General features: G+C 61.8%; 14 protein-coding genes and 3 tRNA genes. 9 read left to right on the top strand and 8 right to left on the bottom strand.

Going from position 1 to position 12,328, the window contains the following annotated elements; translation table 11 throughout:
• Positions 1-60: 60 nt before the first annotated feature.
• The 3 genes from HWX91_RS03510 to HWX91_RS03500 all read left to right on the top strand — a co-directional run bounded on the left by HWX91_RS03510 (position 61) and on the right by HWX91_RS03500 (position 2,230).
• Entirely contained in the window at positions 61-1,281 is a 1,221-nt protein-coding gene (locus tag HWX91_RS03510) for a Bcr/CflA family multidrug efflux MFS transporter (RefSeq protein WP_028200162.1), read from the top strand.
• Positions 1,282-1,500: 219 nt separating this feature from the next.
• Positions 1,501-1,728 carry a hypothetical protein gene (locus HWX91_RS03505; RefSeq protein WP_028200161.1) on the top strand — a complete coding sequence of 76 codons (228 nt, stop codon included), beginning with the start codon at positions 1,501-1,503 and terminating at the stop codon, positions 1,726-1,728.
• 97 nt (positions 1,729-1,825) lie between these two features.
• Positions 1,826-2,230: a RidA family protein gene (locus HWX91_RS03500; protein ID WP_028200160.1), complete on the top strand. Its 405-nt coding sequence runs from the start codon at positions 1,826-1,828 to the stop codon at positions 2,228-2,230.
• A 30-nt stretch (positions 2,231-2,260) separates the two neighbouring features.
• Here the strand turns inward: HWX91_RS03500 and HWX91_RS03495 are convergent, their stop codons facing one another.
• The 6 genes from HWX91_RS03495 to rph form a co-directional block, all read right to left on the bottom strand.
• A complete protein-coding gene (locus tag HWX91_RS03495; protein ID WP_028200159.1) occupies positions 2,261-2,731 on the bottom strand; it encodes a hypothetical protein in 471 nt (156 codons plus the stop codon).
• A gap of 138 nt (positions 2,732-2,869) precedes the next feature.
• Positions 2,870-3,043 carry a hypothetical protein gene (locus HWX91_RS03490; RefSeq protein WP_169741876.1) on the bottom strand — a complete coding sequence of 58 codons (174 nt, stop codon included), beginning with the start codon at positions 3,041-3,043 and terminating at the stop codon, positions 2,870-2,872.
• A gap of 225 nt (positions 3,044-3,268) precedes the next feature.
• A tRNA-Ser gene (locus HWX91_RS03485) sits at positions 3,269-3,358 on the bottom strand.
• Between the two features lie 55 nt (positions 3,359-3,413).
• Positions 3,414-4,643 carry a radical SAM family heme chaperone HemW gene (gene hemW / locus HWX91_RS03480; RefSeq protein ID WP_028200158.1) on the bottom strand — a complete coding sequence of 410 codons (1,230 nt, stop codon included), beginning with the start codon at positions 4,641-4,643 and terminating at the stop codon, positions 3,414-3,416.
• Positions 4,640-5,287: an RdgB/HAM1 family non-canonical purine NTP pyrophosphatase gene (gene rdgB / locus HWX91_RS03475; protein WP_028200157.1), complete on the bottom strand. Its 648-nt coding sequence runs from the start codon at positions 5,285-5,287 to the stop codon at positions 4,640-4,642. Before rdgB ends, hemW begins: the two co-directional genes overlap by 4 nt.
• Positions 5,280-6,020 carry a ribonuclease PH gene (rph, locus tag HWX91_RS03470; protein ID WP_028200156.1) on the bottom strand — a complete coding sequence of 247 codons (741 nt, stop codon included), beginning with the start codon at positions 6,018-6,020 and terminating at the stop codon, positions 5,280-5,282. Before rph ends, rdgB begins: the two co-directional genes overlap by 8 nt.
• A 269-nt stretch (positions 6,021-6,289) precedes the next feature.
• Here rph and HWX91_RS03465 point away from each other — a divergent pair, with 269 nt between their 5' ends.
• The 5 genes from HWX91_RS03465 (at position 6,290) to HWX91_RS03445 (ending at position 11,259) form a co-directional block, all read left to right on the top strand.
• A complete protein-coding gene (locus HWX91_RS03465; RefSeq protein ID WP_028200155.1) occupies positions 6,290-7,213 on the top strand; it encodes a YicC/YloC family endoribonuclease in 924 nt (307 codons plus the stop codon).
• An 18-nt stretch (positions 7,214-7,231) separates the two neighbouring features.
• Positions 7,232-7,912 carry a guanylate kinase gene (gene gmk, locus HWX91_RS03460; RefSeq protein ID WP_028200154.1) on the top strand — a complete coding sequence of 227 codons (681 nt, stop codon included), beginning with the start codon at positions 7,232-7,234 and terminating at the stop codon, positions 7,910-7,912.
• Between the two features lie 60 nt (positions 7,913-7,972).
• The gene (rpoZ, locus tag HWX91_RS03455; protein ID WP_006025620.1) at positions 7,973-8,176 is read left to right on the top strand and encodes a DNA-directed RNA polymerase subunit omega; all 204 of its coding nucleotides are present in this window, start codon (positions 7,973-7,975) and stop codon (positions 8,174-8,176) included.
• A 108-nt stretch (positions 8,177-8,284) separates the two neighbouring features.
• Entirely contained in the window at positions 8,285-10,639 is a 2,355-nt protein-coding gene (locus tag HWX91_RS03450) for a RelA/SpoT family protein (protein ID WP_028200153.1), read from the top strand.
• 131 nt (positions 10,640-10,770) lie between these two features.
• The gene (locus HWX91_RS03445) at positions 10,771-11,259 is read left to right on the top strand and encodes a phage protein NinX family protein (RefSeq protein WP_028200152.1); all 489 of its coding nucleotides are present in this window, start codon (positions 10,771-10,773) and stop codon (positions 11,257-11,259) included.
• Between the two features lie 112 nt (positions 11,260-11,371).
• On the opposite strand, the gene HWX91_RS03440 is transcribed toward HWX91_RS03445, so the two are convergent.
• Together HWX91_RS03440 and HWX91_RS03435 are read right to left on the bottom strand one after the other, a co-directional pair.
• Positions 11,372-11,448 (bottom strand) — tRNA-Arg (locus tag HWX91_RS03440).
• A gap of 103 nt (positions 11,449-11,551) precedes the next feature.
• Positions 11,552-11,628: transfer RNA gene (locus HWX91_RS03435), tRNA-Arg, on the bottom strand.
• A 120-nt stretch (positions 11,629-11,748) separates the two neighbouring features.
• Between HWX91_RS03435 and greB the strand changes: the two genes are divergently transcribed.
• Positions 11,749-12,318, top strand: coding sequence for a transcription elongation factor GreB (gene greB, locus HWX91_RS03430; RefSeq protein WP_028200151.1), 570 nt, complete (start codon positions 11,749-11,751; stop codon positions 12,316-12,318).
• The last annotated feature ends 10 nt before the right edge of the window (positions 12,319-12,328 follow it).

The raw sequence follows: 12,328 nt of genomic DNA, 5'->3' as shown, positions 1-12,328 counted from the left end.
TTTGAGCCGTTTCACCGCGTTTCGCTGCCGATCACGGCGCGGCGCTTCATCTGGATTCCCATGTCTCACGTCACCAGACGCCGGCCCGATGGCCGGCTGATTCTGTTGCTCGGTGCGCTTGCCGCATGCGGGCCGATTTCCATCGATATGTACTTGCCGAGCCTGCCGACCATCGCGCAGGCATTCGCCATCAGCACCGGCGCCGCGCAAACCACGCTCACCAGCTTCATGTTCGGTTTTTCGATCGGCATGCTGCTATATGGTCCGCTGTCGGATACCTATGGCCGCCGGCCCGTGCTGCTCGGCGGCATCATCATGTATGCGCTCGCGAGCGTGGCCTGCGCGCTGTCGTTTTCGATCGAGTCGCTGGTGACGTTCCGCTTCGTACAGGCGCTCGGCGCGGGCGCGGCCTCAGTGCTGGCGCGCGCAATCGCCCGTGACGCGCACGGGCCGACCGACGCCGCGCGCGTGCTGTCGATGCTGGCCATCGTCACGTCGATCGGGCCGTTGCTCGCGCCGTTGATCGGCGGCCAGTTGCTGCTGCTCGGCGGCTGGCGTGTCGTCTTTATCGTGTTGACGCTATTCGGCGCAGTGTGCGCGGTGACCGCGTTTCTCAAGGTGCCGGAAACCTGGCCGCCCGAAAAGCGCGCGCATTCGGCGCTGTTGAAATCGTTCGGCGCCTATGGCAGGTTGCTGCGCGATCCGGTTGCGTGGGGGCACATGCTGTGCGGCGGTATGGCGTTCGCGTCGATGTTCGCTTACATCACCGCGACGCCTTTCGTTTACATCGAATATTTCCACGTGTCGGCGCAGCATTACGGCTTTCTGTTCGCGTTGAACATCGTCGGCATCATGTTCGGTAACTTCATGAATACGCGTCTCGTCGGGCGGCTGGGTTCGTTGCCCATCATTTCGTTTGCCGCGACCGTGAGTTGCATCGCGTCGCTGTTCGTCTGTCTCGTTTCGCTCACCGGGTGGGGCGGACTCTGGTCGATCGTCTTCGGTCTGTTCTTCGTGGTCGGCGTCGTTGGACTGTTGTCCGCCAACTGTACAACCGATCTTATGCATCGGTATCCGGTGAATGCCGGCGCCGCGGCCGCCGTGTTCGGCGCCGTCCAGTTGGCACTCGGCGCGTTGTCGAGCCTCGCCGTCGGACTCTGGCAGGACGGCTCGCCCAAGGGCATGGGCGTTGTTGTAGGCGTTGCTGGTGTGTTGTGTTACGTCGGCCGGATTCTGGTCGTTAAATGGCATCGTACAAAGGTGCCCGTCGCCGCGGCTTGAAGCGGCCCGTGTTCGTGTGAGTCTGTGCGAGGCCGCATGAGGTGCGGGTCCGTTGCTCAACGCGGATCATTGTTCCTTAGCCGAAACGCGCGGCGAAACTGTGTCTGCGCCCAGCCTTGATCAGCGTGTCTACGGAAAACACCAGGTGTTGCGCGCGCGCTACCGTGCGTTTTGATTTGCATTGCTATGATGGAGTCACTGTTCCTCGGAGCGGCAATCATGGCGATCAGAGATTTGGTGAACGGCGAGCGGCAGCATGCTGCCTTTGCTGAAGCGCAGAAGCTGGCGGACAGCGGCGCCTATCACGATTACACAGACATCGAATACGTCTTGCGCTTTGATTACGGTTTGTCTGATGTATCAGCGCTGCTCGACAGTCAGCTGATGCATCGCGACCTGAATCGCCGCTGCGCCGATGCGCGTGAGAAGCTGGATGTGCCTGCTTAGCGTGTAAGCGTGTAAGCGTGTGACATGCGCGGCAAGTGCTTGCAGTGCACCGCGCGTAGCCATGCGCCGCTTAGGCGCGATCCCCTTCGGAGTTTTCATGGCTGTTAGTCAGCACGACCCGCACCTGCCGCACCTCGATAATCCCGCTGCTTTGGCGAAGCCAGGTGGACACTACAGCCATGTCGCGATCGCTAATGGTTTTGTTTTCGTCTCGGGGCAGTTGCCGATCAACCCGCAGGGCGAAAAACTCGCGGATGCCTCGTTCGAGATTCAGGCCGAGCAGGTGCTGGCCAATCTTCAGGCTGCGCTCGAAGGCGCCGGCAGCAGCATTGCGCAACTGGTGCAGGTGCGCGTCTATATCGTTGATGTCGAAAACTGGGCGAGCTTCAATCAGATCTACGCGCGTTGGGCCGGCGACGCGCGTCCGGCGCGTGCCGTCGTGCCGGTCCCTCATCTGCATTACGGCTTGAAGATCGAGATCGAAGCGACCGCGTTGGTTTAACTCTTGGCTAAGGTGTTTTTGCGCATCGGTTTAGTGAATCACGAGCCCATTGAATTGGGCATTGCCCGCGCCGGCCGCGATATTCACGCCAACGTTGCCGCTCACGGCCGCCAGTGAACCGGCGCCGAGCCCCGCGGTGGCATTGCCCGTCAAATGCGCGGTGGTCTGCAGATTCTGTTGCGAGGCGATCGCGGTTTGAGGTGTGCCGACGAGGGCGATCTGATTGGTCTGCGCATTCAGCGTTCCGGACGCCAGATTCACGCCGATATTGCCGCTCGCCCCTTTCAGCGCATTCGCGCCAACCGTTGCTGCGCACGCTCCAGTCGATGCACTGCCGCGTACATTCTGCAGACTGGACAACCCGGCGGAGCCGAACACCGCGGCGCTCTCGTCGTCGGACAGCGCTGTTGACGTGCCCGCAAATGTATCTGCAAATGCGGACGGAACGACCGTGCTCGCGGCAACCCAAATCGACGCAACGGCCAAAGCCCGGATTTTCATGAGCAACTCCCTGACTTGTGCTGAGTGCACAGATAGTCTTGATATCGACCGGGGGAGCAAGATGTTGAGGGAGGGGTTCCCCTTAATAGCGGACAGCGCCAGCAAATGGAGATCGACTGGCGCCGGCCTGGCTGCGGCTTACCATCTCCCGCGACCGCCGTAATAACCGCCGACGCCAACCCCCACGCTGACGCTCGGGGCGGCGTAGTAGCCGGGGGCGTATCCGTATGCCGGTGCGTAGCCGTACGGCTGCGCGACGACACATCCGGTCAGGCCCAATGCAAAGCCGATCATAAACAGTAGTTTGACCATGGTTCCTCCCTCTTTAAGACTTGGAGGAGCCGGCAGCAGGGTTCGTTCGGGGGGCCGTGTGACGGCAAATTACGAAACCTCGATCTGATCGGGTTTCATTTACAGTTGCTTACCCGTTCGATGTATTGCGCGATGACAGACCGTACCGGCACGTCGCCAATTGACAGGTTATTCGGTGGCCGGAAATAAAAAACGGGCCGAGCGGCCCGTTTTTCGTTGAGTGTCTGGCGGAGGCGGTGAGATTCGAACTCACGGAAGGATCACTCCTTCGCCGGTTTTCAAGACCGGTGCCTTAAACCGCTCGGCCACACCTCCAAGCCCGAAATTGTAACCTGAAAAATCCCCGTTGCGGGGCTCAGCGGCGCTGCAATTACTGCGGATCCTTCAGAAACAGCGCTTGCAGATCGTTCAGGAAGGCTTGGCCAAGCGGCGTCGGGGCGATCTTTTCGTGGTCGCGCGTGATCAGCTTGCGCCGTTCCGCCTCCTGCAAAGCCGGCTCGATCGAGGTCATCGACATTCCCGTACGCTCGATAAATCGATGTACCGGAAACCCTTCCACCAACCGCAGCGCGTTCAGCATGAACTCGAATGGCAGATCGCGCGGCCCGACCTCGTGCTCTTCCTGCACAGCGGTGCCGGCTTTGGCCTGCTCGATGAACGTGGTGGGATGCTTGTAGCGCATCTGACGCAGCACGCGGTTCGGAAACGACAGCTTGGTATGCGCGCCCGCGCCGATGCCGAGATAATCGCCGAAGCGCCAGTAGTTCAGATTGTGCTTGCTCTGCCGATGCGGCTGCGCATACGCGGATACCTCATAGCGTTCATAGCCGGCGGCCGTTGTGCGTTCGTGAATCCAGTCCTGCATGTCGGCGGAAGCATCGTCGTCGGGGAGCGCCGGCGGGAATTTGGCAAACAGCGTGTTCGGTTCGAGCGTGAGGTGATACAGCGACAAATGCGGCGGCGCGAACGACAACGCTGTTTCCACGTCTGCCTGACATTGTGCGAGCGTTTGCCCCGGCAGGGCAAACATCAGATCGAGGTTGAAGTTGTCAAAGGTGGTCGCGGCCACTTCCACCGCATGGCGTGCCTGCGTCGAATCGTGAATCCGGCCAAGCGCTTTCAGATGCGCTTCATTGAAACTCTGGATGCCCACCGACAGGCGATTCACCCCGCTCGCGCGAAACTGCGCGAACTTGTCGGCTTCGAACGTACCCGGGTTGGCTTCGAGCGTGATTTCCGCATCGGCGTCGAGCGGTAGCAGCGCGCGGATGTCGGACAGCATGCGGTCGAGCCCGGCAGCCGACAGCAGGCTGGGCGTGCCGCCGCCAATGAATACCGTGTGGACCTGACGCCCCCACACGAGCGGCAGCGCGAGCTCCAGATCGGCGCGCAGCGCATCGAGATACTCGGCTTCGGGAAACGTGTCGCCTTTCCACTCGTGCGAGTTGAAATCGCAGTAAGGGCATTTACGCACGCACCACGGAAAGTGCACATACAGCGCCAGAGGCGGCAACGACGTCAGGCGAATACTGCCCGGCGACGTGAAAGCCTTGATGACGCCGTTGCCGATGTCGGCAGGCGCCGGTTTGATCGGAATCACGCTTCCTCCGTCAGCCGAGCGAGCAGATGGCGCAACGCAATCGCGCGATGGCTGCTGGCGTTCTTCACGGCCGGTTCGAGTTCCGCGGCGGTTGCTTTCAGCGACGGCAGGAAAAAGTACGGGTCATAGCCGAAGCCATGCCCACCGCGTGGCGCATCCAGCATTTCGCCGTGCCAGCGGCCTTCGGCGATCAGCGGCTCGGGATCGTCCGCATGACGCACGAGTGCCAGCACGCAGTAGTAATACGCGCGACGATCGGTTTCGCCGGCCAGCGCTGAAACGAGCCGTGCGTTGTTCGCCGCGTCGCTCTTTTCGCCGCCGGCGCGCTGCGCATAACGTGCAGAGTAAACACCGGGGGCGCCACGCAGTGCGCGTACGCACAAGCCGGAATCGTCGGCTAACGCGGGCAGGCCGGTCAGCTTTGCCGCGTGACGCGCCTTGGTCAGCGCGTTTTCGACGAAAGTCGGATACGGCTCTTCAGCCTCCGGCACGTTCAGCTCGCCCTGCGGAATCAGCTCGATGCCCGCCGCACCAAGCAGCGCCGCGAACTCGCGCAGCTTGCCCGCGTTGTTCGACGCCAGCACGACTTTCTTCAACGGCGAGTCAGACGCAACCCCGCCGTTGTCTTGACGACCTTCACTCACTCTTCTGCTCCAATGCTTCTTTCTGCTTCGCGATCAGCGTGTTGATGCCGTCGCTTGCCAGATCGAGCAGCGCATTCATTTCGTCGCGCGAGAACGGCGCGCCTTCGGCGGTGCCCTGAATTTCGACGAAGCCGCCCGCGCCCGTCATCACCACGTTCATGTCGGTGTCGCATTGCGAGTCTTCGTCGTAGTCGAGGTCCAGCACCGGCAGGCCGTCATACACGCCGACCGAAATCGCCGCGATGTAATCGGTGATCGGCGAAGTTTCGATGCGGCCCGCGGCCAGCAACTTTGCCACCGCGTCATGCGCGGCAACGAACGCGCCGGTGATGCTGGCCGTGCGCGTGCCGCCGTCGGCCTGGATCACGTCGCAATCGATATGCAGCGTGCGCGCACCAAGTTTCTCGAGATCGAATACCGAACGCAAGGCGCGGCCGATCAGGCGCTGGATTTCCTGCGTGCGGCCAGTTTGCTTGCCGCGCGCGGCTTCGCGGTCGCTGCGGGTATGCGTGGCGCGCGGCAGCATGCCGTATTCGGCGGTCAGCCAGCCCTGGCCGCGGTCGCGCAGGAACGACGGCACGCTCTCGGCGATGCTCGCCGTGCAGATGACCTTGGTGTCGCCGAATTCGACCAGCACCGAGCCCTCCGCATGCTTCGTGTAGTGGCGCGTGATGCGCACGTCGCGCAGCTGGTTGGCCTGGCGGCCGCTGGGGCGTTGGGTGTCGTTGGTCATGTTGGGATCGGTCTGGAAGAAAAGCGGGAGGGAAAGCGCGATTTTACCGCCGATCGCGCCGGGCGCGGGGCGGCCTGGTGGCCGGGCGGGCAGCCGCCTGCGCCGGGGCTCTCAGCGCAGTCGCACGGCGCAGGCGGCGGCCCGCGTATAAAGGGCCTTGCCGGTAAAAATGGGATAATGCGGATTCCCCGCCCCGCGTCTCGTACACGCCGGGCGATTCGACTCTCCGGCCATCGTCAAAACGCATGGCCACAATCGCGAGAAATACGATGATCTACAGCATGACTGGCTATGCGAGCGCCACGCGCGAACTCGTCGCGGCCTCGGGCACCGGCGGTGTGAGCGTATCGGTCGAATTGCGCACGGTGAACTCGCGCTTTCTCGATCTGAACTTCCGGATGCCGGAAGACGTGCGCGTCTGCGAACCGACGCTGCGCGAAATGCTGATGAACAAACTTTCGCGCGGCAAGGTTGATATTCGTATCAACCTGCAGCGCAGCGAACAGTCGGCCAACGCGGGCTCGGTCAATCGCGATGCGCTGACGCAACTCGCGCTGCTCGAGCGCACCGTGCTGTCGACGTTTCCGGAAGCAGGGCGCCTGCGCACCGGCGAAATTCTGCGCTGGCCTGGCGTGCTGGCCGAAACCGGCGTGGCGCCGGAAGTGTTGCGCGACGCGGTGCTTGCTTGCGGCAAGCAGGCGATTACCGATCTGATCGACGTGCGTGCCCGTGAAGGCGCGCAACTGGCGACCATGCTGCTCGCCAACGTCACCGAGATGGAAGCGATCGTCACGAAGATCACACCGTTGGTGCCGGAACTGATCGCCAAGCATCAGCAGAAGATCGTCGAACGTCTGCAGGAAGCGCTTGGTATTGCCGCGCCCGATACGGCGGCAACGATCGTCTCGCGTGAGGAAATCAACGAGCGGATTCGCCAGGAAGTGACGATGTATGGCATTCGCATCGACATTGCCGAAGAATTGTCGCGTCTCACGGCTCACCTGAACGAAACGCGTCACGTGATCGAGAAGGGCGGCAAGGTCGGCAAGCGCCTCGACTTCATGATGCAGGAGCTGAATCGCGAAGCGAACACGCTCGGCTCGAAGGCGGCCGCGAAGGAACTGGCCGATTCGTCGATGACCCTGAAGCTGCTCATCGAACAGATGCGCGAGCAAGTACAGAATCTGGAGTAAGGCAGGAGCCCCGAGAACATGACCGACCACACACGCGAAACCAGCGCACCGCGCAACCCTTACGCCGGTGCTTATCCCGGCAACCTGTTCATGGTGGTCGCGCCTTCGGGCGCGGGCAAGTCGACGCTCGTGAACGCGCTGCTCGCCGGCGACGACGCGATCCGTCTGTCGATTTCTTATACCACACGCCCTCCGCGTCCGAAGGAGCAGGATGGTGAGCACTATCACTTCACGACGGTCGACGATTTCCTGACCCGTCACGCGGCCGGCGAGTTTCTGGAAAGCGCGGAAGTGCACGGCAACTACTATGCGACGTCGCGCGTGTGGATCGAAGAGCAGATGAAAAGCGGCCATGACGTGCTGCTCGAAATCGACTGGCAAGGCGCGCAACAGGTCAAGAAGCAGTTTCACAACGCAGTGGAAATTTTCATCCTGCCGCCGTCGCTCGAGGCGCTCGAAGAGCGTTTGAAAAAGCGTGGCCAGGACGAGCCGAACGTGATCACGCGCCGTTTGCTCGCGGCCGGCAGCGAGATGGCGCACGCGGCCGAAGCGGAGTACGTCGTGATCAACGACAGCTTCGATCGCGCGCTCGGTGAACTGCGCTGCCTCGTGGCCGCGACGCGTTCGCGCTTCGCCTCGCAATACGCGCGCCACACGCAGCTTTTCGTGCAGCTCGGCATCCACCTGCCGCACGCGTGAACGCGGCGATGGTTCGAGCACATAAGGTAGAATAAGCGACATACTGAGAAGGAACCCAACATGGCCCGCATTACCGTCGAAGACTGTCTCAAACAGATCCCGAACCGTTTCGAACTCGCGCTTGCCGCGACCTATCGCGCGCGTCAGCTCGCTCAAGGTCACACGCCGAAGATCGAAAGCCGCGACAAGCCCACCGTCGTCGCACTGCGCGAAATCGCAGCCGGCCAGGTTGGCGTCGAAATGCTGAAGAAGGTGCCGGTTTAAGGCGCACTGTTCGGTTTTCGATTGCCTGTATTTGCCAGGTCTATTTGCTACACGTAATTGCATCACCGTGCAGACCGGCGTCCAACCCTAACCGCTACGGAGGCGAACATGAGTACGACCCCGCCCACCGCCACGGAAGTGGAACACGACGCTGACTCGCCCTCGTCCGCACGGAAGTACATCGACGCGGTCCTCGAACAGTCGTTTCGCCATCTGTTCGGGCCGACCGCCACGCCGGAGCAACCGCGCCGGCATGACGTCGTTTCGATCGCCAAACTGACCTCCGCTCTGTCCGGCTATTTGCAGCCGGAAGAGATCAAGGACGTCAAGGCGGCGTTCCATTTCAGCGACGAAGCCCACCTCGGCCAGTATCGGCAGAGCGGCGAACCCTACATTACCCATCCTGTCGCCGTCGCGGAAATCTGCGCCGGCTGGAATCTCGACGCCCAGTCGATCATGGCGGCGCTGCTGCACGACGTGATGGAAGACCAGGGCGTGACCAAGGCCGAACTCGCCGAGCGATTCGGCGCGAAGGTCGCGGAACTGGTCGACGGGTTGTCGAAGCTGGACAAGATGGAGTTTCGCAATCGCGAAGAGGCGCAGGCGGAAAACTTCCGCAAGATGCTGCTCGCGATGGCACGCGACGTCCGCGTGATTCTGGTGAAGCTCGCCGACCGGCTGCACAACATGCGCACGCTCGGTGCGGTGCCGCACGAGAAACGCCGCCGCGTGGCGCGCGAGACGCTAGACATTTATGCGCCGATCGCCCACCGGCTTGGCCTGAACAATACCTATCGCGAGCTGCAGGACCTGAGCTTCGCGAACTTCAACCCGCATCGCTACGCCACGCTCGAAAAGGCCGTCAAGGCCGCACGCGGCAACCGGCGCGAAGTGGTGGGCAAGATTCTGGAGTCGGTGCAGCGCGCGATTGCCGACGCGAAGCTCGACGCCGAAGTGACCGGCCGCGAGAAAACCATCTTCAGTATCTACAAGAAGATGCGCGACAAGCAGTTGTCGTTCTCGCAGGTGCTCGACGTGTACGGCTTCCGCGTGGTGGTTGAAAGCGCGCTCGAGTGCTACACGTGCATCGGCGCGTTGCATGCGCTCTACAAGCCAGTGCCGGGCAAGTTCAAGGATTACATCGCGATCCCGAAGGTGAACGGGTATCAATCGCTGCACACCACGCTGGTCGGCCCGTTCGGTGCACCGATCGAGTTCCAGGTGCGCACGCGCAAGATGCACGAGATTGCCGAAGCGGGCGTCGCGGCACACTGGTTGTACAAGAACGGCGGCGCGGATCTGAACGACGTGCAGAAGCGCGCGCACCAGTGGCTCAAGTCGCTGCTCGACATCCAGAGCGAAGCGGGCGATTCCAGCGAATTCCTCGAGCACGTCAAGATCGACCTGTTCCCGGACGCGGTCTACGTGTTTACGCCCAAGTCGAAGATCATGGCGCTGCCGCGCGGCGCCACGGCGCTCGATTTTGCATATTCGATCCACAGCGACCTGGGTAACCAGTGCGTCGCCGTGAAGATCAATAACGAACTGCTGCCGCTGCGCACCGAGTTGAAGAGCGGTGACATTGTTGAAGTGATCACGGCGCCGTACTCGAAGCCGAATCCGGCGTGGCTCGGTTTCGTGCGCACCGGCAAGGCGCGTTCGGCAATCCGCCATTATCTGAAGACGATGCGCCTGAACGAGTCCGTCCAGCTCGGCGAACGTCTTGTCGACCAGGCGCTGAAGGGCTACGGGCTGGCGCTGTCGGACGTGACGCCGGAAGCGTGGGAAAAGCTCGTGCAGTGGACGGGCAACAAGAACCGTCAGGAAATCTTCGCGGATATCGGTCTCGGCCGGCGTGTCGCCGCGGTCATGGCCAAGCGTATCGAAGTGCTGATGAGCGGCCGCGACGCGGACGACGACGGTTCGCGCGACGGCACAGCGCCGCATGCGCCGCCGGTCGTTATCACGGGCACCGAAGGCATGTCAGTACAGTTGTCCGCATGCTGCCGTCCGATCCCGGGCGACGACATCATGGGCTATATCGGCATTGGCCTCGGCATGGCGATCCACACCACCGATTGCCGCGTCGCGCAGCGCATCCACAAGCGCGACCCGGGCCGCTGGATCGATGTTGCATGGGCGCCGCAGCCGGGGCGTCTGTTCGACGTCGCGGTGAAGGTGCTGGTCAAGAACACCAAGGGCGTATTCGCCCGTGTGGCGGCCGACATCACGTCGGCGGATGCGAACATCGTCCACATCGCGATGGACGAAGATCTGTCGCAGGAATCCACGGTGCTGCGTTTCGTGATCCAGGTGAGCGATCGTGTCCATCTCGCCAATGTCATGCGCCGCGTGCGGACAAATCCGGACGTGATGCGGATCGCGCGCGAACGGCCGAGCGATGAGGGGCATCACCGTCACGACGGCGGGATGCGGATCGACCGCGAGCGGGCGGACTACTGATCTGTGGCCGGCTGAAGCTGCTCGCAGCGGACGTCTGAGCGCCCCACGGGTGGCGCCGGGCAGCGCCTTCGTTGAGACCGCGAACGCATCTGCCGTCGGTAAGTCTCATCTGTTCTTCAGGGAGAACCCTTATGAACGTAGCTGACCTCACCGGCGTGGCGCTCGACTATTGGGTCGCCCGCAGCCTGCACGACTTCGTGCGCGAAATCTACTTTACCGACAGCGGCGAAACGGTCTCGATTCGCGGCATTGACCGTGGCCGGTCATGGGACGGCCGTTTTACGCCGTCCAGGTCATGGGAAGCAGCCGCTGCGGTGCTGGAACGTACGCAACGGCTGGAGGTGCGTGAGCGGACCGATCGGGGTGCGGCGCATTGCATCGCGGAATTCGAGGGCGGCCATCGAACCGTGGAAGGGCGCGGAGACTCGCTGCAGATCGCGCTACTGCGGGCGTTCGTGGAAAGTCGCTTCGGCGATAGTGTGGGCGACGTGTTGCGCCAGGAGCAGGCGGTCACCGGCGAGCGTGCGCGGCCAATTGGCGAGGACACGGTGGGTAGTTCGTTTGAAGATATACCGACTCCCGATGGGCAGATCGGTGATATTCAGTCGGCGCCGCGATAGTTGCCGTGATGCTGGCCCGGGCGCAAAAGCAAAAGCCTGGCCGCGGGGCGTGACGATAGCAGAACCGGTCACGCAAAAACAAAGGGCCTTCCGATCGGAAGGCCCTTATAGGTGGTGCGGCTGGCAGGATTCGAACCCACGACCCCTTGGTTCGTAGCCAAGTACTCTATCCAACTGAGCTACAGCCGCACGCTAAACAGATGACGCCAGTTTCAGTGAAACTGCGCATAAATCCGGATAAAACAATCGGAGTAAAACATAGGGCCTCCCCGGAGGGAGGCCCTCGAATAAGTGGTGCGGCTGGCAGGATTCGAACCCACGACCCCTTGGTTCGTAGCCAAGTACTCTATCCAACTGAGCTACAGCCGCACGCAGAAACGAGATTATAGCAAAGGTTTTGAAAAAGGGAAGCATGTAACTGCGATTTGTCTCATTGCCCTGATCGTGTACCCTTGATAGGCAGTCGTTTGCTGCGGTTACCGGATCATCATGAACAAGGCCTTTGTCAAAGAGTCGAGTGAAGAGAATGACGACGACCTCGACGTCGCGCAGCCCGAAATCCCACCGGGTACGAAAAACTACATCACGCCCGCCGGCTACCGGCGCATGCGTGATGAACTGCTACATCTGATCGATGTCGAGCGGCCGGAGGTGGTCAGACTGGTGTCGTGGGCGGCCTCGAACGGCGACCGCTCGGAGAACGGCGATTACATCTACGGCAAACGTCGTCTGCGAGAGATCGATCGGCGGATCCGCTTTCTGACCAAGCGACTCGATATTGCCGAAGTAGTCGATAGCAGCAAGCAGGAAAACGTCGATCAGGTTTTCTTCGGCGCGACCGTCGAATATGCAACGGAAGACGGCGAGGTGCATACCGTGACGATCGTCGGTGTCGACGAGGTCGACCTGGACGTTGGCCACGTGAGCTGGATTTCGCCGATCGCGCGGGCGCTGCTCAAGGCAAAGATCGGCGATACGGTGACCTTGTACACCCCGGCCGGCCCCCAGTCCATCGACATTCTGGACGTTAAGTATCCGCCGCCCGATACCGCTGGCTAAGCGAACTTTC

It is taken from the genome of Paraburkholderia fungorum (assembly GCF_902833645.1).
GTDB classification, from domain to species: Bacteria; Pseudomonadota; Gammaproteobacteria; order Burkholderiales; family Burkholderiaceae; genus Paraburkholderia; species Paraburkholderia fungorum.
This window is presented reverse-complemented; position numbering and strand designations above follow the sequence as displayed.